The organism is Rhodococcus wratislaviensis, from assembly GCF_041228765.1.
Taxonomy (GTDB): domain Bacteria; phylum Actinomycetota; class Actinomycetes; order Mycobacteriales; family Mycobacteriaceae; genus Rhodococcus_F; species Rhodococcus_F wratislaviensis.
In genome coordinates this window covers 2,379,181-2,402,662 of sequence record NZ_CP150488.1, presented here as the reverse complement: position 1 = coordinate 2,402,662, position 23,482 = coordinate 2,379,181, and the positions used below count along the sequence as shown (strand labels likewise).

The following is a 23,482-nucleotide window of genomic DNA, read 5'->3' as shown; positions in this document are numbered from 1 at the left end:
GCTACCGGGCAACCGGGCCGGTGATGCGGGAGAACGGATCCTGCACGGACCGCACGATCTCCTCGTCACTCGGCACGGCGAGGAACTGGTCGACGTTGTTCGCGGTGATCAGCGACTGGTCGACGAAGAACTCGCGGTTCTCACGGGGCAGCGACTCGACGTCGATTCCGCCGGTCATGGCCTGGTAACAGATGGCCAGCCCCATTGCACCGTTGAAGTAGGGATCGGTCGTGTAGGTGGAGACCAGCTCCCCGTTCGCGATGGCGTCCAGGCCTTCCGGGGTGGCGTCCGCGGCGCTGGCGATCTTGATCTCCCCCGCGCGACCCGCCTCGCGGACCGCCTGCAGAGCGCCCAGCGCCATGGAATCCGTTGCGGCCCAGATACCGTTCACCTGGTCGCCGTACTTGTTGAGCAGGGTCTGCGTGGTGGTGTAGGCCTTGTTGCGGTCGAAGTCGGCGGGCTGGTCGTCGAGCAGGGTGACGCCGGACTGTCCGTCCATGGCCTGCTGGAAGCCCTGGAACCGGGTCTGGCTGATCTCGTTGGCGAGCAAACCCTGGAGCGCGATCACGCCGCCGGTGCCGCCGAGCGAATCGACGAGGGCCTTGCCCGTGTCGGCTCCCTGCTGGACGCCGTCGTAGGCGACGTAGGACGCCCATCCGTTCCCGACGTCCCAGGGGTGCAGGTCGGCCGGCTTGCTCCACTGGGTGACCGCGCACCCGCCGCTGTTCTGCACGGCGCGCACGATCGCGGGGGTGTCGGCGCTCGTGTTGGGGTTGATGTTGAGCAGGACGGTCTTGCCCGCCGCGAGCACCGACTGCAACTGCGACAGCGCGTTCTGCGAGTCGCCGCCGTAGACGATCACCTTCAGTTCGATCCCCAGCGATTCGGCGTATGCGCGGCTGCCCTGCACCCACGCGGCCTCGTACGGGTTGGTCAGCGACCGGACCTCGGAGACCATCACCATGTCGCCCCGGTCGACGGCTGCGCCGTCCCGCTCGATCTGTTCCGATCCCGTCGAGCAGGCGATGGCGGAGCTCGCCATGACGGAGACTGCCGCGGCAACGCCGACGGCCCGGGCTGCCGCCCTGATTGATCGTTGCGTCCGTGTCATCGTTCGTCCACTTCCTGAAAAAAGAATGTAAACGCTTTCTTACCGTGATCGGCGTCACAAGTCAAGCGCTGCATGGTGTGGTCAAGGGTCATCCGGATCGACCGGACAGGAGAGAAACCGATTACAAACTGCTGGTGAGCCGCGCGGCCGCGACCGCGCCGGCCACGCGGCACCACATCGTGGGTGCGACGAGTGCCGCTTCGGAGCTTCCCGCCAGGTCGGTCAGCGAGAGCCCGATACCGGGCGGCGACGCCGCGAGACGGCCCGCGACGACCACCGATCGGGTCGCGGTGTCCGCGCACCGCTCCAGCACGGAACCGACGAGTTTGCCGGACAGCGACGTCGCGTCGAACTGGCCTTCACCGGTGACCACGACGTCGGCGCGGCCGAACTCGGCGCTCAGCCCTGTGAGTTCTGCGATGCGGGCGGCGCCCGGCACCAGCCGGCCGCCCCAGGCCGACAGTCCGAATCCCGTGCCACCCGCAGCTCCGGCACCGGGTTCGTCGGGAGTGCACGGCAGTCGTGCGCCGAGGCAGGCGGCGAACGTCGCGAGCGCGCGATCCAGGAGGTCGCGCACCGCGGGGTCGGCGCCCTTCTGCGGCCCGAAGACGTGCGCCGCCCCCTGCGGGCCGCACAGGACGGCCGTCGTGTCCGTCAGCAGCTCGACGCCACCGGGTGGGGGCTCGGTCAGCGAGCCCACGTCGATCGCGGCGAGAGCGGCCAGGCCGGCACCCCCGTCGGAGATCTCCCGGCCGTCGCGGTCCAGGAGCTTCGCGCCGAGCGCCCGCAGGGCGCCCGCACCGCCGTCGGTGGACGCGGAACCGCCGAGTCCGATCAGCAGTGCCTTCGCGCCGTCCGCCAGTGCTGCGGCGATCACCTGTCCCAGCCCGGTCGTCGACGCTCCCCCCGGATCCGGCGAGTCCATCAGCGGCAGCCCACTCATCTGGGCGAGTTCGATCACCGCCGTACCGTCCCGGAGCAGCAGCCAGCGTCCGGTCGTGGGACGCCCGTCAGGACCCCGGACACCCGGCACCGCACGCCACACGCCGGTGTCGTGGCAGGACGCGACGGCGTCCACCGTGCCTTCGCCGCCGTCCGCCTGCGGGAGCAGGACCAGCTCGTCGTTCGGCCGGACCGTCGACCAGCCGGCCGCCAGAGCCGCCGCCACCTCCGTCGCCGTCAGTGAGCCCTTGAACGAATCCGGGGCCAGTACCACCCGCATCGAGCCGGCGTCAGTCGACGTCATCGGGGTGGGGTCCCGTGCGCTGATCGCGATTCAGAGCCGAGATCGCGTCCATCTCCGCGGCGGACAGCCGGAAACCGAACACGTTCGCGTTCTGCCGCATCCGTTGCACCGCAGAAGATTTCGGCAGGGGAATCGTCCCGATCTGCAAGTGCCAGCGCAGCACGATCTGCGCGACCGACACCCGGTGCCGGGCGGCGAGCGCCGCCAGGAGTGCGTGGTCGTTCAGATGCCCCCTCGCCAGCGGTGCCCACGCCTGGGTGCGGATGCCCATCGACCGGTGCAGATCCGTCAGTGCGGACTGCGTGAGCAGCGGGTGCAGTTCGACCTGATTGACCGCCGGGGTGATCGTCGCGATCTCCGCGAGCCGCGCGAGCTGTTCGGGCTGGAAGTTCGACACGCCGATCGCCCGCACCCGTCCGTCGTAGTACAGCTTCTCGAGTGCGCGCCACGTCTCCAGGTACAGTCCGCGGCCCGGTGCCGGCCAGTGGATGAGGCACAGGTCGATGCGGCCGAGTTTCGCCGCGCTCGCCTCGAAGGCGTCCAGTGCCTGCTGGTACCCCTGATCCTCGTTGGAGATCTTGGTGGTCACGAAGATCGCGTCCCGATCGACGTCCGCCCCGGCCAGCGCCGCACCGAGAGACGCCTCGTTGCCGTACATCGGGGCGGTGTCGAACGCACGATAGCCGGCGGCCAGCGCGTGCGACACCGTGGAACCCATGTCCTCGTCGGGGATGGTGAACAGGCCGAACCCGAGTGCGGGCATCGTGACGTCGTTGTTCAACGTGACCGAGGGAACGGTCGCCAGGCTCGTCATGTGATCGAGTACCCGCCGTCGACGGGCAGGACCACGCCGGTGACGTACCGCGCGGCGTCGGAGACCAGGAACAGCACCACGTCGGCGACGTCGTCGCCGTCGGCGAATCGTTGCAACGGGATACGGCTCAGCTTCTGGGCGCGGAAGTCTTCCTGCCCCAGCACGTCCGCCGTCATCGGGGTTTCGATGTAGCCCGGCGAGACGGTGTTGACGCGCACGCCGTGGGGGCCGAGTTCCACGGCCAGACCCTTGCCGAGCTGCGTCAGTGCGGCCTTCGTCGCACCGTAGGGAACGATCCCCGGGACGGCGCGATCCGCGGACAGCGACGCAATGTTCACGATGCTGCCGCGGGCGTCGACGAGCGACTTGGCCGCCTGCCGCGTCAGCCGGTAGGCCGCCGACAGATTGACGTCGAGGAGGCGTTCCCACCCGTCCTCGTCCACGTCGATCGCCGTGGTCCGCAACTGGATCCCGGCCGCGTTGATCAGGATGTCGAGGCGCCCCGACAGCTGCTGGGCGAGATCGACTGCGCGTGCGCCGAACTCGGGGTCGGTGAGGTCGCCGCAGAGACCGTGCCCGCCGAACTCCGCCGCGACGTCGGTGACCTTCGGGTCGGCGTCGGCCGCGACCACGAGTGCCCCGCTGCGGGCGAGGGCGCGGGCGATCGCCGAACCGATCCCGCCGGCCGCACCGGTCACGATGGCGGTCTTCCCGGACAGATCGACCGAGTTGGTGGATTGTGCAACGCCGCTCATGCCGCGGCTCCCTTCAGTACTGCCCGGCTGATGATGAGCCGCTGCATTTCGCTGGTGCCTTCGTAGATCTTCGTGATGCGGGCGTCGCGGTAGAGGCGCTCGACCTCGTATCCGCGGATGAAGCCGTTGCCGCCGAACACCTGCACGGCGGCGTCGGCGTGGCGCACGCATCCCTCGGACGCGTAGAGCTTGGCCATCGAGCAGAGCGTCTCGGCGTCCGCTGCCCCCGTGTCGAGCGCCCGCGCCGCCTCGACCGACAGTGCGGTGCCGGCCCGCAGCTCGGTGGCGACGGTCGCGAGGGAGAAGGAGATGCCCTGGTTGGCGGAGATCGGCTTGCCGAACTGGCTGCGGTCGAGGGACTGCCGGGTGGCGGCGTCCAGGGCGGCGCGGCTGATGCCGAGGCTCAGGCCCGAGATGCCGAGACGGCCCTTGGCCAGCACCTTCATCATGTAACCGAACGCCTTGCCTTCCTCGCCGAGGAGGGCGTCGGCCGACAGTGGGACGGAGTCGAACACCAGCCCGCCGACCTGCGAGGCCCGCTGGCCCATCTTGTGTTCGTGGTAGGCGCGGCTGACGCCGGGCTGGTCGACGTCCACCAGGAAGACGGAGATGCCGCCGCGCTTCCCGAGTTCGGGGTCGGTGACGGCGAGGACGACCGCGAAGTCCGCGACGGGGGCGTTGTGGATGTAGATCTTCTCGCCGGTGAGCACCCAGCCGTCGCCGCTGCGGACCGCCCGTGTGGTGATCGATCCGAGGTCGGATCCGGATCCCGGCTCGGTGAGCGCGTAGGCGCAGCGCTTCTCGGCGGAGAGCATCGGGCGCAGGTACTGCTCCTGCTGCTCGGGTGTGCCGTAGTTGCCGAGCAGGCTGCCGAGGATCTCGACGAGGCCGCACTGGTCGGCCACCGACGAGTACCCGTAGGACAGGGACTCCATGACGAACAGGTAGTCGAGGGCGGTGCCGCCGAAGCCACCGAACTTCTCGGGCACGGTGATGCCGAAGAGCCCGATCTTGCCCATCTCCCGGTAGATCTCTTCGGGGAATCGTTCGGTCTCGTCCAGTTCGGTGGCGACCGGACGGATCCGTTCGTCGACGAACTCGGCGACGAGCTTGCGTTCGTCGGCGCCGAGCACCGACGAGGGAATGACGCTGTTTCCGGTTGACATGCAGTTCTCCTCAGATGTGTACGGCGACGGGGGCGAACAACCCCGCGTCCATCAGGCGTGGGTTCTTGATGATCGGACGGAATCCCATGTGCGGCAGAATGTCCCGATCGATGTCGATGCCGGGTGCGATCTCGACGAGTTCGAGGCCGTCCCGGGTGAGGGCGAAGACGGCGCGTTCGGTGACGTAGACCGCCTCACGTCCCTCGCGGACGGCGAGAGCACCGGAGTAGGTGACCTGATCGACACGGTCGACGAACTTCGGCACCGAGCCTTCGCGCCGGATCACCAGTTCTCCTCCGACGATCTCGACGTCCAGGCCGCGGGCGGTGAACGTTCCACAGAACACGGCGCGCGGCGAGTTCTGGGAGATGTCGATGAACCCGCCCGGTCCGACGATTCCGCCGCCGATCTTGCTGACGTTGACAGCGCCGGTGGAGTCGACCTCGGCCATGCCGAGGCAGCTGACGTCGAGCATTCCGCCCGAGAACAGGTCGAACTGGGTGGTCGACGAATGCACGACCTTCGGTCCTCGCGCGGCCCCGAACAGATCGCCGGAGACGGGGATGCCGTCGATCAGTCCCTGTTCGATGGCGAGAGTGATGTCGTCCAGGCGATCCTGTTCGGCGAGCGCGTCCACGACCAGGGCGGACACCCCGAAGCCGACGTTGAGGACGTCGCCGTCCCGGACCTCGGCGGCGGCCCGCCGGGCGATCAGCATGCGGATCGGGTCGTGGTTCGTGGCCCCGAATCCGGAGTTCGCAGCGTCGCCGGAGAGTTCCGGGTCGAATTCGCCCGCGTACGTCTGCCATTGGGCCGGTGCGTGGACGACGTCGTCCACCAGGACCGCCGGGATGTGCACGAGCCGCGGATCGATCGGCCGGTCCAGCAGGTTCTTCACCTGCACGATGACCCGGCCGCCGCTCGCCTTCGCCGCCTGAGCAACGGCCAGCGCGTCGAGCTGGGCCGCCTCGCCCGAGCACGTGACGTTCCCGGACGGGTCGATGGAATCGCCGCGGACGATGGCCACGTCGACGGGAAACGGCTTGTAGCGCAGGTACTCGCGGCCGTCCAGAGTCAGGAGTTCGACGAGGTCCTCGGTGGCGGACGGCGTGAACTTGCCCCCGCCGTGCCGTGGGTCGACGAAGGTGTCGAGACCGGTCGCGGTGATGAGGCCCGGCCGGCGCGCACCGATCTCCCGCATCAGCTGACTGATCGCGCCGCCGGGCCACGCGTACGCCTCGATCTCGTCGTTGCGAACGAGGTCGATCATGGTCGGCGACCACGTCCAGTGCCCGCCGATGACCCGCTTGACCATGCCCTTGTGCGCGAGGTGGTTGGTTCCGCGGCTCACCCGGTCGCCGATGCCGAGGGCGTGCACGATCGTGAGTTCCCTCGGCGATCCGGTCGCGAGGAAGCACTCCTCCAGTGCCTTCAGGACGGTGTCCGGTTCGAGGATCCCGCCGCCCGAACCGGTGAGGGCGATGGTCGCTCCTGGCGCGATGTCGCTCACGGCTCGTGTCGCGGTGGTCAGTGTCCAGCGCCTCGAGGCGGCACCCGTTCCAGGCTGTGTCATATCCGCTCCTGTAAATGCTTACATTCTGCCAATCGGCCCATTAACACTATGGACCTCGGTGATTGACACAGTATATTGTGAGCTGCACAACATCAAGAAAACGATTACAGGAGATTTCATGGCTTCGATCCTGCTGCCCGATCGCCACGGTTCGCCCACGACTCTCGCGTTGAACGCACCCGCCCGACTGGACACCCGGTCCACGCCGCCGAGCAGCAGGGCGGTGTACGCGGCCTCGCACGTGGTGGCCGATCCGCTACGGGCGTCCGCGGAGAATGCCGCGGATCAGATCGACTGGGACGCCACCCTGCAACTGCGCCGCGACCTGTGGTCGCTGGGGCTCGGGGTGGCCGAGTCGATGGACACCGCCCAGCGCGGCATGGGGCTCGACTGGGCCGGTGCCCGGGAACTCGCCGTCCGCACGCTCACCGACGCGAAGGCGGTCGGCGGGAAGGTGGTCGTGGGCGTGGCCACCGATCAACTGAAGACCGACACCCCCACGCTCGACGAGATCCGCGACGCCTACCTCGAGCAGGTCGAGGCGATCGAATCCGCCGGCGGCGAGGTGGTGCTGATGGCGAGTCGGCACCTCGCCCGCGCCGCCGGCGGCCCCGACGACTACCTCGCCGTGTACGACGCGGTGCTGTCGGCGGCCACCCGCCCGGTCGTCCTCCATTGGCTGGGCTCGGTGTTCGACCCCGCCCTCGACGGGTACTGGGGCTTCTCGGAGCCGGTTGCCGCGATGGACACCGTCCTGCAGATCATCACCACACATCACGAGCGCGTACGCGGCATCAAGGTCTCCCTGCTCGACCCCGCGCTCGAGATCGCCCTGCGCAACCGGATGCCCGACGACGTTCGGGTGTTCACCGGCGACGACTACAACTACGTCGACCTGATCGCCGGCGACGGCACCCACACCAGCGACGCCCTGCTGGGTGCGTTCGCCGCGCTCGGCCCGTTCGCCTCCGCCGCGTTCGCCCGGCTGGACGACGGCGACGAGCAGGGGTTCCGGAACATCCTGGGCCCCACCGAAACCCTGAGCCGGCTGCTGTTCGCCGCCCCGACGCAGTACTACAAGGTCGGCGTCGCGTGGTTGGCGTACCTGAACGGCAAGCAGGACCACTTCCGGATGATCGGCGGCTTCGAAACCGGTCGCAGCCTCACCCATCTGGCCGAACTGATCCGCGCGGCCGACGCGATCGGCCTGTTCACCGATCCCGACTTCACCGCCGCACGGGCCTCGGCATACTTCGCTGTGCACGGAATCCGCTGACATGGACCTCGCGCAGTGCAGTCTCAACTCCGTCACCGTCAAGGGTGCCGGCTTCACCGAGGTCGCCGAACTCGCCGAGCAGTGGGGGTTCGGGGGAGTCGGCCTGTGGCGGGACGTCCTCGACGGCGTGGACCTGGCGGGCGCGTCGGCCCGGCTCAGAGGGTCGGGGCTGCGCGTCACCAGCGTTTGCCGGGGCGGGATGTTCCCGCAACCGACCGCCGAGCTGCGACGAGAAGCCATGGCCGACAACCGAGTGGCGGTCGATCAGGCGCACGCCCTCGGCGCCGACTGCCTCGTCCTGGTCTGCGGCGCCGCCCACGGCGACCTCGCCGGCGCAAGATTGCAGGTCCACGACGGCATCGCCGAACTCGAGCCGTACGCCCGCCAGGCCGGTGTGCGGCTCGCGGTCGAGCCGATGCACCCGATGATGGCGTCGAGCCGGTCGGTGATCACGTCGCTTCAGGAGGCGAATGACCTGATCGAGGCGATCGATTCCGACCTGGTCGGCATCGCCCTCGACTCGTATCACGTGTGGTGGGACGCGGCGCTGCAGCAGCAGATCGCCCGGGCAGGCGAACGCCTGTTCTCGGTGCAACTCGCCGACTGGGTCACCCCGATCCAGGGCGAACTCAGCAGCCGCGGCATGCCCGGCGAAGGCTGCATCGACATGACCGGATTCGTCGCCGACTGCAGAAACGCCGGCTACGCGGGGCTCGTGGAGGTCGAGATCCTCAGCGACCGCTGGTGGGCCGAGGCCGCCCCGCGCGCGGTCCACGCCGCGGCGAACGGCCTCGCCGCCGTCTGAAACCCGGCTCAGCTCGAGGCGGGCCCCGTCGACTCGCGAATGACGACGTCGGCGGGGATCAGCGGCGGAGACGTGGTGGTCTCGTTGTTCAGGGCCGCGCGCATCAGCGACCACGCCTGGTCGCCCAGATCGATCTTCGGGCTCACCACCGTGGTCAGGCGTGGCGCCAGGTGGCGCGCCATGTCGATGTCGTCGAAGCCGGTGACCGAAATGTCCTCGGGGACACGGAGTCCGCGCTCACGCAGCTTCGAGATGACGCCCAGCGCGGTCAGGTCGTTGAAACAGACGAGGGCGGTCGGCTGGTGCGTGAGTGCTTCTTCCACCACGTCGTAGCCACCCTCGATGGTTCCGTCCGACGGCACCGCCGTCGCCTCGATTCCGAGCACCTTCGCCATTTCGATGGCGCGCCACCGCTCGCGGTTCTGCCAGGCCAGATCCGACCCCTTCACGTAGACGATCCGGCGGTGGCCCAGCTTCGCGAGGTGTCCGCACAGCTGCATCATGGGGGTGAAGTTGTCGACGGCGACCATGGGGAGATCGACTTCCAGTTCCACCCGGTTGACGAGCAGAACGGGAGTCGACTGCTTGGCGAGGTCCTTCAGACCACTCGTCGGAATCCTCGACGAGAGCAGCACGAGTCCGTCGACCTGACCGAGCAGGTCGAGTGCGGTGGCGAGTTCGTCGGCCGCGTCACCGGAGTAGTCCGCGACGAGCATGCGGTATCCGTCGGCGGTGGCGCCGTGGTGCATCTGCTTGACGACGTCGAAGAAGTACGCGTTCGCCAGGTCGGGCAGGATGACGCCCATGTTTCTCAGCGACCCGAGGACGAGTCCGCGGGCCGCGGTGCTGGGCCGGTAGGACAGCTCGTCGGCGACCTTGTGGACCCGGGCGGCGAGGTCCGGGGTGACCGACGAGCTGCCGCTCATGACACGGGAGACGGTGGCGATCGAGACACCGGCCGCCTTGGCTACGGTATTGATCGTGACGCGACGGCTCGCGGGCACTCGGGTCTGATCAGCCATAGCTGCCTCTACATCTCTCGTCACCATTGCTACCGTCTGCCACCTCGGGGTGGAAACGCTTACAGCGTATCGCGAAGACGGCCCCGGATCACGTGGACATTCACTCCCTGCGCAACAAGGCGCGCGTCCCCAGCAGTTTCCGGGAGGTCAGCAGCACCTTGACGTGCCTGCTGCCGTTCGATTCGAGTTCCTCGACCGCACGGCCGAACTCGTCCAGCGCGAACGTCGCGGTGTGCAGCGGCGACGCGTCCACCCTCCCCGACTCGAGTAGTTCGGCCGCCTCGACGAAGTCCTGCCGGACGTAGTTGCGGCAGGCCACGACGGACAGTTCGCGGGCGTAGAGCGCGCTGTAGTCCAGGGTCAGTTCGTGCCCGGGTTTCGCGGACGCGATCGCCACGTAGCGGCCGCCGGGTGCGAGGACCCGCAGCGCCAGCCGAGACGATTCCTCGGTGCACACCGTGTCGTAGACGAGGTCGACCGAGTCCGTCCGCTCCCGGAGCCAACTCTCGAGCGCGTCCCCCGAGTCGGTCGTGAAGTCGCTCATCCCGCAGGCCAGGGCAGGCTGTTCACGTTCGGTGTAGCGATCGACACCCAACACCCGGACGCCGCGACTCCGGGCGACCAGCGTGGTCGCGAGACCGATCGCACCGGTCCCGATGACCAGAGCGGTGTCCCCCTCCGACGCGCCGCCGCGCCGGACCACGTGAACGCCGACGGCGAGCGGTTCGACGAGCGCCCCGAAACGGTCCAGCACCGAGTCGCTCACCGGCACGCACTGCACCTCGGGAACGACGAATTCCTCGCTGAAACACCCGCGTGGGTCGGACAATCCGAACACCCGGATGCTCGGGCAGTTGTTGATCCTGCCGTCGCGGCAGGCGCGGCACAGGCCGCACCCCGTTGTCGGGTAGACCATCACCGGCTGACCGACCGCGAGACTCGTGCCCGGACCCACCCGCGACACGCGTCCGGCGCATTCGTGGCCCAGCACCGTCGGATATGCGGCGACGGCGTTCCGGCCACGCAGATGCGACAGGTCGCCGCCGCAGATCCCGGCCGAGTCGAGAGCGACGAGCACCTCCCCCTCGCCTGGCGGCGTGACGTCACCGTGGTCGAGGCGATACTCGTTCGGGCCGTCGACCCGAATACTCAAGACTGACATGCGCTTTCCCTTTCCTCGGAGACGGTGATCGTGATCGGCGTCGCGCCGGCTGCGGCGGACCGGTAGGCGGCGTCGATCAAGGACTGCACGGGCAGCCCGGACCGGGCGTCGGACAACGGTGCCGTGCCTGCCGCCCAACTGGTGAAGACGTCGTCGTACAGCGACCGGAACCACGCTGTCATGGACAGCGGGTCCGGCCCGGACGCGTCGACGTGCCCGTCGACGAGTGGGCGGACGCCGTCGCCGATCTGGACGAGCGAATCACCCACCAGCCGTAGCTGTCCCGCGTCGCCGTAGAGGTGGATCGTCTCGGCTCCACCCGGCCACGCCGCCGTGCTCGCCGTCACCGACGCCGTGTGCGTGCCGTGGTCGATCAGGAGGTGAATCGTGTCCTCGGCCTCGAGCCGGCCTCGGCTGGTGGAAGCCGTGGCCACGACACTGCGCGCGGGGCCGGTCAGCGACAGGTAGAGGTCGAGGGTGTGGATGGCCTGGGTGATCAGCACGCCGCCGCCGTCGCGGTTCCAGGTGCCGCGTCCGGCCTCGGCGTAGTAGGAGTCGGGGCGCCACAGCGGGACGGTGACGGTCGCCGAGCGGAGCGCGCCGATCGCGCCGTCCGAGAGTAGCTGCCGCGCGCGACGCGCCGCCTCCTTGTAGCGGTGTTGCAGCGTGACCGCGGCCCGCACGCCGGACCGCTCGGCGACGTCGACGATCGCCTGCGCTTCGTGCAATGACGCCGCCAGCGGTTTGTCGATCACCAGGTCCAGGCCGCGCTCGGCCAGTGCCGACGCGACGGCCAGGTGACTGGACGGCGGCGTGACCACCACCGCCGTGTCGGCGTCCAGGGCTACTGCCGCATCGAGGCTCGGGAGTATCCGCGCCTCCGGTGCCAGCCGGCGTGCGGCCGCCGCCCTCGTCTCGTCGCGCGTCACCACACCGACCACGTCGGCGCCGACAGCCCGGAGAGCCGTGAGATGCGCGGCGCTCGCGAGGCCGGCACCGACCACCACGACACGACGGGTCACGATGCGGCCTCGGCGGTCTGTCGCGAGCCCACGCTCCGGCCGAGGGTCTCGGGAAGCAGGGCGATGCCGATCAGCCCGACCACGCTCAAGCCCATGAGGTAGCTCGCGACGAGCCAGGGTGTTCCGCCCGCGACGGCGACGAGGGCGGTGGCGACCAGCGGGATCGTGCCGCCGACCACGGCGGCCGGGATCTCCCGGGAGATCGCGATACCGCTCCACCGGATCTTGGTGGGAAACAGTTCGGAGAGCAGCGCACCGCCCGGACCGGACGTCGTGCCCTGGACGAGGCAGATGCCGAGGATCAGCGCCAATCCGACCATCCACGGCGACCGCGTGTCGAGCATCATGAACATCGGGAACGGGAACACGATGCCGAAGATGGCGCCGGACAACAGGACCGGCTTGCGGCCGATCTTGTCGGCCAGTCGGCCGAACCCGATGATGACGGGGATGGCGCAGAACTCGGCGACGATCAATCCGATCAGGGCCTGGGTGGAATCGACGCCGAGGGTCTTGGTCACGAACGAGAGCGCGAAGACCTGCATGACGTAGGCCCACGGGATCACGAAGCTGAACAGGGCCAGCCCGCACAGGATCTGCCGCCAGTGGTTTCGGACCGCCTCGACCAGCGGGGCGCGGTCCACCTCGCCGTGCTGCGCGGCCTCCTCGAACACCGCCGTCTCGTTCACCTTCAGCCGCAGATAGCCGGCCACGAGAACGATGACGGCGCTGGCCAGGAACGGAATTCGCCAGCCCCAGGACAGGAAGAGGTCGTCGGGCATCAGCGTGAGCAACGCGAAGATCATGGTGGCGCCGCCGGTTCCGACGTAGATCGCGGCTCCCGGATACGCACTGGAGAGCGCTCGCCGGGAGCTGTCCGTGGATTCGGTGACCATCGTGATCGCCCCGGCGAACTCGGCGCCCGCGCCCGCACCCTGGAACAGGCGAAGGACGATCAGGAGAATCGGCGCCCAGATACCGATCGAGTCCGCGGTGGGCAGCGCACCGATCAGCGTCGTCGAGGCGCCCATGACGAGCAGGGTCATGAGGAGCATCGGCTTGCGGCCGAGCCGATCGCCGAAGTGGGCGAAGACGAGTCCACCGATCGGGCGGGCGCCGAGCCCGACGGCGAACGTCCCGAAGGCGGCCATCGTGCCGGCGAGGGAACCCGCCCCGGGGAAGTAGAGGGGCCCGAAGACCAGGGCGGCCGCGAGACCGTAGAGCGTGAAGTCGTACCACTCGATCACGGTTCCCGCCGCGCTCGCCTTGATCACCCGGCGGCGTTGCTGCCCTGCCGACCCGTGCGGCACCGCGGTCGACCGCTCGGTGCCGAGTTCGGTCATGCCCATCGAGAACTCCTGACTGTGAAGGGAAACTGCCGGAACCCGATTACTATGACCCACGTCACCGATTTTGTAAACGCTTTCTCACATGTGCGGCAGGTTTCCCATTTTCACAGTTCACAGCTATAAGCTCGACGTTTAGCGACTAGACCCGGTCAGATACCGCTTTCATTTCGCTGACGGGGCGGCCCGCCACGCGGTCAGGCGGGACCCATGTCCGCCGATCGCCAGTGCTCGGGGCGGAGATAGATGGCGACCTGGTCGCCGAGTTCGGCCCGGGCGAAGTCGAGGTAGGCGTCGACCTTCTCCGGCGCGAGGTAGCGCTCGGTGATCTCCCGCAGCTGGGCGTCGGTTCCCGGGACGCTTCGCGTCACCGAGCCCTCGACGGAGACGTATCGGACGGTGGGGTCGACTCGTTCGACCATCATGGTGAATCGCCCGGCCGCCTCGATGAGGCGCGCCTTCTCCGAACCGGCGCCGGTCAGTACCCACAGATCACCGCCCGCGGCGTACTGATACCAGATCGGGACCGTCAGAGGTCCGCGGTTCTCACCAGCGGAGACCGACAGCGCCGCGATGTGCGGCTCGGACAGGAACTGTTCGCGCTCGGACACAGACAATGGCATGACCTCGACGATAGGAGCCCCCACCGACAGGTTCCGGAGCCCCGCAGCGGCGCGGCGGACCGATTGAATGGAACCTGGCGGTTCGAAACGGTTAGATGGGACCTGAGGTTCCGGACAGTGCAGCGTCGTACGTCGAAGTGAACGGAGACACAGATGCCAGGCCCAGTCGCGAGATTGGCACCCCAAGCAGTCCTCACTCCGCCCAGCCCTGCCTCCCTGTTCCTGGTGCTCGTCGCCGGGGACTCCGACGACGACCTCGCGACGGTGTGCGACGTGCTCTCCGGTATCGACGGACCGCTCAAGGCGGTGGGATTCCGCGAACTCGCCGGCTCCCTGTCCTGCGTGGTCGGTGTCGGTGCGCAGTTCTGGGACCGCGTGAGCGCGTCGTCGAGGCCGGCGCACCTGCATCCGTTCGTCCCGCTGTCCGGACCGGTCCACAGCGCGCCCTCCACGCCGGGTGACGTCCTGTTCCACATCAAGGCCGCCCGCAAGGACCTGTGCTTCGAACTGGGGCGCCAGATCGTCTCCGCACTGGGCTCCGCCGCCACCGTGATCGACGAGGTGCACGGCTTCCGCTACTTCGACTCCCGCGACCTCCTCGGATTCGTCGACGGCACCGAGAATCCCACGGACGACGACGCCGCGGACGCCGCGCTGATCGGCGACGAGGATACCGACTTCCGGGGCGGCAGTTACGTGATCGTGCAGAAGTACCTGCACGACATGAGCGAGTGGAACACGCTGAGCACCGAGGAGCAGGAACGCGTCATCGGGCGCACCAAGCTCGAGAACGTCGAACTCGACGACGACGTCCAGCCCAGCAATTCGCACGTCACCCTCAACACCATCGTCGACGACGACGGCGTCGAACACGACATCCTCCGGGACAACATGGCATTCGGCAGCCTCGGCGAGGCTGAATACGGTACCTACTTCATCGGGTACGCCAAGGATCCCGCCGTCACCGAGCTGATGTTGCGACGCATGTTTCTCGGTGAGCCGCCCGGCAATTACGACCGCATTCTCGACTTCTCCACGGCGGCCACCGGCACGTTGTTCTTCGTGCCGAGCCGGGACGTCCTCGAATCGCTCGGCGACGAGCAGGCCGATGCGGAGTCGGCACCCGAAGACCCGGTCGAGCCCGACGCGGCCGGCCCGTACGACCTGTCCCTGAAAATCGGTGGTCTCAAAGGAGTATCGCAATGAGTGATTCGAGCAATCTGCACCGCAACCTGGCACCCGTCACCGAGGTTGCCTGGCAGCAGATCGGCGAAGAGGCCGCCCGCACGTTCAAGCGGCACGTCGCGGGCCGACGCGTCGTCGACGTCGCGGGACCGTTCGGATACTCCTACTCGGCCCACAACCTCGGCCGGGTCACCCCGATCAAGACGTCGGACAGCAGGATCCGCGCGCAGCAGCGGCAGGTCGACCCGCTCGTCGAACTCCGGTTCCCGTTCACCCTCAGCCGCGCCGAGGTCGACGACGTCGCCCGGGGTTCCCTCGATTCCGACTGGCAGCCCGTCAAGGACGCCGCGAAGGCCGTCGCGTTCGCGGAAGATCAGTCGATCTTCCAGGGATTCGACGAGGCGGGCATCCGCGGACTCGGGCCGTCCAGCGACAACCCGGTCCTCAGCCTGCCGGAGGACCCGCTGCTGATCCCGGACGCCGTCGCCTCCGCGCTGTCGGCGCTGCGACTCGCCGGTGTCGAGGGACCGTATTCGGTGGTGCTCGACGCCGACGCGTACACCGCGGTCAGCGAGACCCGCGACGAGGGACATCCCGTGTTCCACCACCTGCGCGACCTGGTCACCGGCGACATCATCTGGGCACCCGCCATCAGCGGCGGGTACGTGCTGTCCACTCGCGGCGGCGACAACCAGCTGACCCTCGGCACGGACCTGTCGATCGGCTACGACAGCCACACCGCCACCGATGTCACGCTCTACCTCGAAGAGACGTTCACGTTCGCCTCGCTCACCGCGGAGGCGGCGGTCGTCCTCGCGCGCTGACGCACGCCGGGGCCGTCAGCCGCCGAACAGCAGGTACAGCCCACCGAAGGTGTACGTGACCATCGTGAACAGCAGTGCCAGCTGCCCGGTGAGCTGATGACCCCGCGGCAGGACCCGCACGGATTTGTCGTGTGCCGCAATCACTCCGAGGACATGTCCCGCGAGGACGCACAGTACCTTGATCGACGCCGTCGCGGCCGGATGCTCGGACAGCACGTACCAGACGTCGGCGTCGCCGAGCCCCAGCGGGTTCCATCCCCGCCCCATCGGGTCGGCCAGCAGGATCACCGTCGCCTGCCCCTTCTCCACCAGATACGTCAGATAGTGGGCGAAGACGTAGCCGATGATGATCGGGATCAACGAATGCGACAGCAGCCCCGGGAGGGCGGCGCGCTGCTCGGGCCGTAGACCGCCCGTCGCGCGCGCAGCCAACCAGAACGACACCCCGACGAAGCCGATGAACACCAGCAGCCCCGCCGTGCGCGCGAGGGTGGCGCCGATCGGCGAACCGATTCCGTCCACCAGCCGTGACCACCACGGGAAGGCCGAGAAACTGTCGAAGGCCGTGGACCCCAGCAGCGTTGCCATCAACGCGACGGAGCCGGCACGGACGGGCATCGATCCCAGGTGGTCCAGCGGATTGCGCAGCACGATCCGGCCGTCGTGCCGATCCCGGCTCAGCGGAGACAACCGCGACGCCAGCGTGCTGTACACCTCGAACGGATCGCCCCGCTCACACCAGCGTTCGCCGCACGCGAAGGCCCCGGCCGTCGTGACCACGACGTAGACCAGCAGCCAGGTGCGCACGGCGGCAACGGAACCCGGGTCGCCGGAGGCGAGTTCGAGCCAGACGAAGGCGAACAGGCCGGCGACCGCGGGCCGGTATCCCCACGAGTTGCGGTACCGCGCAGTGCCTTCCGTCGGCGAGCGGCCGATCACCGCGCACACCGATCGGTGAAGTGTGCGGACCGGGGAGAGCACCCGCCACACCGGTCCGAACGCCAGCGACACCGCGACCAGTCCCACCCAGAGCAGCACGTAGAACACACCCGGCAGTGCATTCTCCGAGGATGCCCCGGGTCCGAAGAAGGCCGCCAGCGCCACCCACACCGCGAACACCACACCGAACGCCGCCAGCACGTTCCGCGTGATCGGCGCATCGGCGAACTGCGTCACCCAGCGCGGCAGCCTGCGACCCGGACTGTCCGGATCCAGCTTCGGCGTGCGCCACGCGAACGCCAGGACCACGAAGGAGACGGTGAGCGCCCAGCTCGCCCCGATCAGCGCATACGTGAACGGGATCGGAAGATCGGTGGATCCGCCGAGGCCGTGCGCGAGAACAGCGGTCATGGACGCACGAGCAGGGTGGCCACCGTCTTACCCGGGTCGTGCAACTCCATCGCCACCTGGCCCGGAACGTCCACGGAGAACTGGGTTTCCTGGGTTCCGGGGTGAATCTCGAACGAATGCTCCGGCACGGCGTGCACGTGCAGTTCGTCGTCGGCGTCGCTCTCGATCCGCACGGTGATGGTCTCCCCCACCGTGGCCTCGATGCGCTCGTTGTCCGGTGTGACCGAGCCGCCCCCGATCACGACGTCGATTACGACACCGTCCTCCGTTGCCGGAGTGTCGACGTCGCCACCACAACCCGACACCAAGGCGACCACGACAGCAGGTACCACGACAACCCCGGCCAACCGCCTGATCACCTAATTCTCCTCGTCTTTCTCACTCGGGCCGTGTTTCGCACTCTCGGCATTCTCGGCCGCTTCCGCCTTGCGGTCCCGGACCGCCAGATAGATCACCAGGCCGGCCACCAGGAAGGCCGGGACGAACGCGGGAATCGCCAATAGCACCGAGTGATCGGCGAGATAGACGACGTCCGGGTCGTTCACCGGGTTCATGTCACCTTCACGTCCTCACGGGTTCCGGTGGTCGCCTGCCCCTGCGTGTACTTGCTGATCCGGCCCGCTCCCCACGCCAGCGCGGTGATCAGCGCAAGAGTGCACACGAGCACGACCAGCGACGCGGCACCGAACAGCCAGGACGGGTGATCGAAGTTGCGCTCCCGCTGCAGGATGGTGATCTCCGGGACGAAGTCGCGGGTCGAGGACGCGACGGCGGGGAGTTCCTCGGCGCCGATGCCCGGGTCGCTGGGCAGGTAGATCGGGACGGCCGTCATCGTGCGGCCGTCCTGCACGCGCAGCAACGTCTTCCACGTTCCGTGGACCGGCACCGGTTCGTGAGTCCGGTAGGTGCCGGGCCCGGTGCGTTCGAGTCGGTCGACCGTGAATCCGTTGCCCAGTCCGGGGCCGCCCTGCCAGGACAGAATGGACACCCAGGCAGGATTGTCGCCGGCGAGATCGGGTGGGTCGATGCGAACCTCCGCGTCGACCATCCGGCCGCCGTCGGGGGCGGCCTCCGTCAGAGCGATTGTCGCCGTGGCCTTGTCCGGAACCGTAGCGACGAGGCCGTTGGCCGTGGCCCCGGCGATCACCACGACCGTGGCGACGACGATGGTGCGGCTGATCGCGGGACGCGGAAGCCCCTCGGATCGGAGCACCCGCCCGAGCAGCGCTCCGCAGGCCCCGGCCGCGATGCCCACGGGCACCGCCATGGCCAGCGCCTCCGGCCACATGCTGGTGGGCCAGGGGTAGATGTACACGGCGTCGATCCACAGCGACTCGAGCCACAGCCCGACCGTCGCGACGAGCAGTCCGCCGACGGCACCGAAGGCCACCCGGTTCTTGATCAGCGGTGTCAGGGCGAGCAATTCGATCAGCACTGCGGCGCCGAGGCACAGTTCGAACACGTTCGTGGGGGCGCCGAGAACCGGCCCGACCATCAGTGCCGTGATCGCGCGCACGACGCCGGCCACCGCCACGGCCACGATCGCCGCGAAGGGTCCGAGAACGATGCGGGCCGCCACCAGGGTGAACGCGGCCGCGCCGGCGATCATCATCGGTTGCAGGACGAGGCGGAACTGTTCGACGCCGAAGTCGTATTCGATCTGGAAGACGGACAGGCCGATGAGCAGGCCACCGAATGTGCCGCACCGCAGGAACCAGATCAGCCTGCTGTCCTGCTCGGTGTCGCCGGGGGTCGCCATCCGGCCCTCGTAATCGAGGAGCAGGACGCCGATCAGCGACAGTCCCGCACCGCCGATCAGCATCAGGTGCGTCGGCCCCCACAGCGTGACGTCCTGACCGAAGACGCGATGCCAGACGTCGTCGAGCGGGAAGCCGATGAGGGCGTACAGCCCGGCCCCGGCGACCAGGACGCCGCCGACCGGGACGTACCAGGTGCGGGTGATCTTGATCGCCGCCGGACCGGGCTTCTCGTCGCGCGGCAGGATCATCGCCAGCATTCCCGTGATGAACAGCAGGAAGAGTCCGACGAGGATGAAGTAGTGCGCGGGGTTCGCGAGCGGCCCGTCGTCGCGGCCTCGCCCGATGTGCAGGCTGACGTCCCAGATGAAACCGAAGAACGCCGTCAGGATGGTCCCGACGAAGGTCACCAGGGGCAGGGCCACCCACGGGGGCCGGTCGAGCGCGCGCGCCGCCGTGTCGGCGGTCGTCTGCAGCCACGTGATCTTGCGTGTGCGGTGCAGGTACGCGATCCACAGCAGACCGACGGTGATGATCGCCGTCGCCACCGAGATTCCGATGATCTGGTCGAACGCCGCACCGCCACCCTCTCCGCCCGATTGGGCAAGGATGGGTGAACTCGGAGTAACAGTAACTTGGCTCACGTGGTGATTATGTGCGCCCCGTGCCGAAAAGGCCAGACCCTCGAGGCGGAAAGCATCGGTCCGTAGGCAAATCTATTCAGATCTGCGATCAGACGTAGATATGGCTAGATTCCTCTAGCGATGCCTCGACCAGCGATAACTGCCACCGGCCGCACGGGCAGCCGAGGTACGTGACGACCCCCGTGCTCGTCCGATGCCGAGATACTTCCTGCCAGTCGTGTTCGTGATGTTCGCTCATGCACCCAGCGTGATGTAATGGCATTGTGCATCTCAACCCTTACGGCGAATACGCGGTCACACTCGCCGCCGACCTCGCCAATCACAAGCCCGACTCGACCGGCGAACTCGTCGACCGATGCGTCGACGCCGGCATCATTGTCGACTTCCCCGTTACCGACGACGACCTCGCCGACGTGCTCGCGATGCTCGACCGGTGGGCATCCATCGCGGACACCACCAGCGACGAGGCCCGGGCCGAACAGGTCAACCTCATGCTCACGAAGGCATCCGCCTACCCGCGACTGACCAATCACGCCGGCGACGGCTGGCACCTCCACTACCGCGACGACCAGCAGACGCTCGCGGGCGTGCTCGAGGCGCTCTTCTCCGTCGGCACCGCACTGCACCTCGTCGGCCGCGGCATGCACCGGCTCGGCCGCTGCGCACTCGAGGAGTGCACCGCCATCTACGCCGACACGTCCCGCAACGGCCGCCAGCGGTACTGCTCACCGAAGTGCGCGAACCGGGACGCCGTTCGACGCCACCGGGCGCGCTGACCCGTATCGCTCAGTGCGGGAAGTCCTCTCCGGTGAACTCCCGCTTCTCCACGAGCACCAGCCAGTTGCCGGAGTTGTCCAGCTTGACGTCCACTCGGCCGTGAACGACCGAGAATCCCCTCGAGACTCGCGTCCCGAGGTTCCTGTTTCACCGACAGTTGCCTCCCCACACCCTAGGCGCGGGGCGGTCTCACACCATCTCCGCAGGCTGTCACCGTCAGTCCGACGGCCAAAATGTTCTTCGCCGCGTTCACATCCCGGTCGTGGACGGTGCCGCATCGGCACGCCCACTCCCGCACGGTCAGCGGCATCGTCGACGCGAGCACCCCACACACCGAGCAGGTCTTCGACGAGGGATAGAACCGGTCGATCACCACCACCCGCCGCCCGTACCAGTCGGCCTTGTACTCGAGCATCGACCGGAACTCGGACCAACCCGCATCCGAGATCGCCCGAGACAACGACCGATTCTTGACCATGTTCCGCACACTCAGATCCTCGATGGCGATCACTTGGTTTTCGCGCACCAGCCGAGTGGAAAGTTTGTGCAGATGATCGCGACGCCGATCGGCGATCCGACCAAAAATCTTCGCGATCTTCAGTCGGGCCTTGGCCCGGTTACGGGATCCCTTCTCCTTCCTGGCGAGCACCCGCTGCGCCTTCGCCAACCGCGCACGGTCCCTGCGCTCGTGACGCGGGTTGGTGATCTTTTCCCCCGTCGAGAGCGTGTACAGGCTCGTGATCCCGGCATCGAGTCCGACCACCCGATCGGCCGGTTCGAGTTCGGGAATCGTGTCCTCGACGAGAATCGAGACGTGGTATTGACCGCGTGCATTGCGTGACACCGTCACCTGCGACGGCACTGCCCCCTCCGGGAGCGGCCTCGACCACCGAACATCCAGCGGTTCGGTCTGCTTGGCCAACCGGATCTGCCCGCCGCGGTAGGTGAAGCAGTTCGAGAAGTAGGTCGCCGACTCCTTCGACCGCCCCTTCTTCTTGAATTGCGGGTATCCGGTCTGCTTGCGTCAGAACCTGTCGAACGCACCCTGTAACTGTCGCAGCGACTCCTGCAGCGGCCCCTTCGACGGCTCCGACAACCACGCGGTCTCGGTGTCTCGCTTCCAATCGGTGAGCATCTTCGACGTGTCCGCGTAGGTGACCCGTCGCTGCTCCTGCGACCAGGCACGCGTCCGCTCGGCCAATGCCCGGTTGTAGACATACCGGGTGCATCCGAACGTTCGAGCTAGCTGTTCCGCCTGCACCGCGGTCGGATAGAAGCGGTACTTGTACGCCCGCTTCACCACCCTCCCCGCCATGACCGAAGACACTAGCCACACGGTCCGACAAAACCAGATCGGCTATCCCGGACCTGAAGGACCGGGTATGCGCCGAAAGACCCACGGATTACCGCCTCGATGCCGTAATGCCGTCGGCTGCGTGAACTCGACGACCCTGGCGACCAAATCCCGGTACGTCTCGTGACAGTCGGTGGTGATCAACCCGAATCTGCCCATCGTCCCGCTCTCGAGCGACCGGCGGACCGCGTCTGCCGTGTCGGCGTCGAGGGGGCGGCGCTTCTCCGAAATTGCGGCGGTCACCGGCGGTCGCTCAGCCGTGCATGAACACGTGGCACCCAGGATGCGCGGCGCCCCGTGCTCGGCGAACTTCGCCTGACACACCGACGGCGACGCGCCGACCAGCTGACGGAATTTGGCACCGAACGACCCGAGGCTGGTGTACCCGACGAGGCGGCAGATCTCGGTGACCGTCAGGTTCGCGCTCGCCCGACCGCCGCCATGCCCCCAGTCTGACAGCGGCTACCGACTCGAGGACAGGAACGCCGTCGACCCGGACAGGTCGCCGGGGCGGTGACTGCGCGACTGCACCAGCCCCCGTCGTTCGAGGATCGGCCGGACCCCTTCACCGAAGTTGAAGGCCTCTTCGAGGTGCGGGTAACCGGAGAGGACGAAGTGATCGAGTCCGAGCGCCGCGTACTCGGCGATGCGGTCGGCGACCTCCTCGTGGGAGCCGACCAGCGCGGTGCCGGCGCCGCCGCGGACCAGCCCGACACCGGACCACAGGTTGGGGGCCACCTCGAGGGCGCGTGCTCCGGCGTCCTTCGAGTAGGCGCTCCCACCGCCGTGCAGTTCACGCATGCGGCGCTGGCCTTCCGAACCCGACCGGGCCAGACTCTGCTGCGCCTGCTCGACCGTTGCCGGGTCGAGGGCGGAGAGCAGCCGGTCGGCCTCGGACCACGCCTCCTCGGACGTGTCACGGCTGATCACGTGCAGCCGGATGCCGTAATCGAGCGTGCGGCCCTGAACGTCGGCGAGGTCGCGGATCCAGGCGATCTTCCCGGCGACGGCGCTCGGCGGTTCACCCCAGGTGAGGTAGGTGTCGGCGAACTGGGACGCGACGGTGCCCGCGGCCGGCGACGACCCGCCGAAGAAGATCGGCGGCACCGGGTCGGGGATGCGCTGCAACTGGGCGTTCTCCACCCGGATGTAGTCGCCCGCGTAGTCGACCGGTCCGGTTCCCGCCCACAGCTGACGGATGACGTCGAGGAACTCGCCGCAGCGGGCGTAGCGCTGGTTCTTGTCGAGGTAGTCGCCGTAGGTGCGCTGCTCGTGGTCCTCGCCGCCGGTGACGACGTTGAGCAGCAGCCGCCCCTGCGACTGCCACTGGAACGTGGCCGCCATCTGTGCGGCCAGCGTGGGGCTGAGCAGGCCCGGCCGCAGCGCGACCAGGAACTTCAATGTCTCGGTGGTCTCCAGCATCATGGCCGTGGTGAGCCAGGCGTCCTCGCACCACGCGCCGGTCGGCGTCAGAACCGACTCGAAGCCGTTCGACTCCGCCGCCGCGCCGATCTGATTGAGGTACCGCAGCGTGGCGGGACGGTCTCCTGCCATGGAACTCCCGTGACCACCCGCCATCAGGTTGCGGGAATCACCGTAGGTGGGAAGGAACCAGTGGAAATGCAGAGACACGCGCGATCCTCTTGTCGACGACAGATGGGTATCACACA

General features: G+C 68.1%; 21 protein-coding genes and 2 pseudogenes. 5 read left to right on the top strand and 18 right to left on the bottom strand.

The window, feature by feature from the left end:
• Position 1: 1 nt before the first annotated feature.
• The 6 genes from WKC72_RS10855 to WKC72_RS10830 form a co-directional block, all read right to left on the bottom strand.
• A complete protein-coding gene (locus WKC72_RS10855; RefSeq protein WP_128642354.1) occupies positions 2-1,042 on the bottom strand; it encodes a sugar ABC transporter substrate-binding protein in 1,041 nt (346 codons plus the stop codon).
• A 190-nt stretch (positions 1,043-1,232) separates the two neighbouring features.
• Positions 1,233-2,357, bottom strand: a complete 1,125-nt coding sequence (locus WKC72_RS10850) for a glycerate kinase (protein WP_268789575.1) — start codon at positions 2,355-2,357, stop codon at positions 1,233-1,235.
• On the bottom strand, positions 2,344-3,171 hold the full coding sequence (locus WKC72_RS10845) for an aldo/keto reductase (RefSeq protein WP_370182566.1): 828 nt from the start codon (positions 3,169-3,171) through the stop codon (positions 2,344-2,346). The genes WKC72_RS10850 and WKC72_RS10845 overlap by 14 nt, the downstream gene beginning before the upstream one ends.
• A complete protein-coding gene (locus WKC72_RS10840) occupies positions 3,168-3,926 on the bottom strand; it encodes an SDR family NAD(P)-dependent oxidoreductase (protein WP_112302487.1) in 759 nt (252 codons plus the stop codon). The genes WKC72_RS10845 and WKC72_RS10840 overlap by 4 nt, the downstream gene beginning before the upstream one ends.
• On the bottom strand, positions 3,923-5,092 hold the full coding sequence (locus WKC72_RS10835; protein ID WP_370182565.1) for an acyl-CoA dehydrogenase family protein: 1,170 nt from the start codon (positions 5,090-5,092) through the stop codon (positions 3,923-3,925). The genes WKC72_RS10840 and WKC72_RS10835 overlap by 4 nt, the downstream gene beginning before the upstream one ends.
• A 10-nt stretch (positions 5,093-5,102) precedes the next feature.
• On the bottom strand, positions 5,103-6,665 hold the full coding sequence (locus WKC72_RS10830) for a CoA-transferase (protein ID WP_370182564.1): 1,563 nt from the start codon (positions 6,663-6,665) through the stop codon (positions 5,103-5,105).
• A 118-nt stretch (positions 6,666-6,783) separates the two neighbouring features.
• Between WKC72_RS10830 and WKC72_RS10825 the strand changes: the two genes are divergently transcribed.
• Together WKC72_RS10825 and WKC72_RS10820 are read left to right on the top strand one after the other, a co-directional pair.
• Positions 6,784-7,941 carry a dihydrodipicolinate synthase family protein gene (locus WKC72_RS10825; protein WP_370182562.1) on the top strand — a complete coding sequence of 386 codons (1,158 nt, stop codon included), beginning with the start codon at positions 6,784-6,786 and terminating at the stop codon, positions 7,939-7,941.
• 1 nt (position 7,942) lies between these two features.
• A complete protein-coding gene (locus WKC72_RS10820) occupies positions 7,943-8,746 on the top strand; it encodes a sugar phosphate isomerase/epimerase (RefSeq protein ID WP_112302485.1) in 804 nt (267 codons plus the stop codon).
• Between the two features lie 8 nt (positions 8,747-8,754).
• On the opposite strand, the gene WKC72_RS10815 is transcribed toward WKC72_RS10820, so the two are convergent.
• The 5 genes from WKC72_RS10815 to WKC72_RS10795 form a co-directional block, all read right to left on the bottom strand.
• Positions 8,755-9,768: a LacI family DNA-binding transcriptional regulator gene (locus WKC72_RS10815; RefSeq protein ID WP_370182560.1), complete on the bottom strand. Its 1,014-nt coding sequence runs from the start codon at positions 9,766-9,768 to the stop codon at positions 8,755-8,757.
• 100 nt (positions 9,769-9,868) lie between these two features.
• Positions 9,869-10,921, bottom strand: a complete 1,053-nt coding sequence (locus tag WKC72_RS10810; protein WP_370184330.1) for an alcohol dehydrogenase catalytic domain-containing protein — start codon at positions 10,919-10,921, stop codon at positions 9,869-9,871.
• Positions 10,918-11,952, bottom strand: coding sequence for a Gfo/Idh/MocA family protein (locus WKC72_RS10805; RefSeq protein WP_370182559.1), 1,035 nt, complete (start codon positions 11,950-11,952; stop codon positions 10,918-10,920). The genes WKC72_RS10810 and WKC72_RS10805 overlap by 4 nt, the downstream gene beginning before the upstream one ends.
• Positions 11,949-13,301, bottom strand: a complete 1,353-nt coding sequence (locus WKC72_RS10800; protein ID WP_037225795.1) for an MFS transporter — start codon at positions 13,299-13,301, stop codon at positions 11,949-11,951. Before WKC72_RS10800 ends, WKC72_RS10805 begins: the two co-directional genes overlap by 4 nt.
• A 194-nt stretch (positions 13,302-13,495) precedes the next feature.
• Positions 13,496-13,921 carry a pyridoxamine 5'-phosphate oxidase family protein gene (locus WKC72_RS10795; RefSeq protein ID WP_037225798.1) on the bottom strand — a complete coding sequence of 142 codons (426 nt, stop codon included), beginning with the start codon at positions 13,919-13,921 and terminating at the stop codon, positions 13,496-13,498.
• 153 nt (positions 13,922-14,074) lie between these two features.
• On the opposite strand from WKC72_RS10795, the gene WKC72_RS10790 reads away from it, so the two are divergent.
• The gene (locus WKC72_RS10790) at positions 14,075-15,127 is read left to right on the top strand and encodes a Dyp-type peroxidase (RefSeq protein ID WP_370182558.1); all 1,053 of its coding nucleotides are present in this window, start codon (positions 14,075-14,077) and stop codon (positions 15,125-15,127) included.
• Entirely contained in the window at positions 15,124-15,930 is an 807-nt protein-coding gene (locus WKC72_RS10785) for a family 1 encapsulin nanocompartment shell protein (protein WP_005251300.1), read from the top strand. Before WKC72_RS10790 ends, WKC72_RS10785 begins: the two co-directional genes overlap by 4 nt.
• 15 nt (positions 15,931-15,945) lie before the next feature.
• Here WKC72_RS10785 and WKC72_RS10780 read toward each other — a convergent pair whose 3' ends face one another.
• From WKC72_RS10780 to WKC72_RS10765, 4 genes are read right to left on the bottom strand one after another with little or no spacing between them, the layout of a single operon-like run.
• On the bottom strand, positions 15,946-17,280 hold the full coding sequence (locus WKC72_RS10780) for a hypothetical protein (RefSeq protein ID WP_370182556.1): 1,335 nt from the start codon (positions 17,278-17,280) through the stop codon (positions 15,946-15,948).
• The gene (locus tag WKC72_RS10775; RefSeq protein ID WP_370182554.1) at positions 17,277-17,639 is read right to left on the bottom strand and encodes a hypothetical protein; all 363 of its coding nucleotides are present in this window, start codon (positions 17,637-17,639) and stop codon (positions 17,277-17,279) included. Before WKC72_RS10775 ends, WKC72_RS10780 begins: the two co-directional genes overlap by 4 nt.
• Complete coding sequence (locus tag WKC72_RS10770) at positions 17,640-17,834, bottom strand: hypothetical protein (protein ID WP_037225804.1); 195 nt, start codon at positions 17,832-17,834, stop codon at positions 17,640-17,642.
• The gene (locus WKC72_RS10765) at positions 17,831-19,681 is read right to left on the bottom strand and encodes a hypothetical protein (RefSeq protein WP_037225805.1); all 1,851 of its coding nucleotides are present in this window, start codon (positions 19,679-19,681) and stop codon (positions 17,831-17,833) included. The genes WKC72_RS10770 and WKC72_RS10765 overlap by 4 nt, the downstream gene beginning before the upstream one ends.
• A gap of 263 nt (positions 19,682-19,944) precedes the next feature.
• Between WKC72_RS10765 and WKC72_RS10760 the strand changes: the two genes are divergently transcribed.
• Entirely contained in the window at positions 19,945-20,457 is a 513-nt protein-coding gene (locus tag WKC72_RS10760) for a CGNR zinc finger domain-containing protein (protein WP_037225807.1), read from the top strand.
• Between the two features lie 173 nt (positions 20,458-20,630).
• On the opposite strand, the pseudogene WKC72_RS10755 reads toward WKC72_RS10760, so the two are convergent.
• The 3 genes and pseudogenes from WKC72_RS10755 to WKC72_RS10745 form a co-directional block, all read right to left on the bottom strand.
• Positions 20,631-21,773, bottom strand: a pseudogene (locus tag WKC72_RS10755) (RNA-guided endonuclease InsQ/TnpB family protein).
• A 292-nt stretch (positions 21,774-22,065) separates the two neighbouring features.
• A pseudogene (locus tag WKC72_RS10750) lies at positions 22,066-22,238 on the bottom strand (AraC family transcriptional regulator); the annotation flags it as partial.
• Positions 22,239-22,274: 36 nt separating this feature from the next.
• Positions 22,275-23,444, bottom strand: a complete 1,170-nt coding sequence (locus WKC72_RS10745; RefSeq protein WP_061044074.1) for an LLM class flavin-dependent oxidoreductase — start codon at positions 23,442-23,444, stop codon at positions 22,275-22,277.
• Positions 23,445-23,482 lie beyond the last annotated feature (38 nt).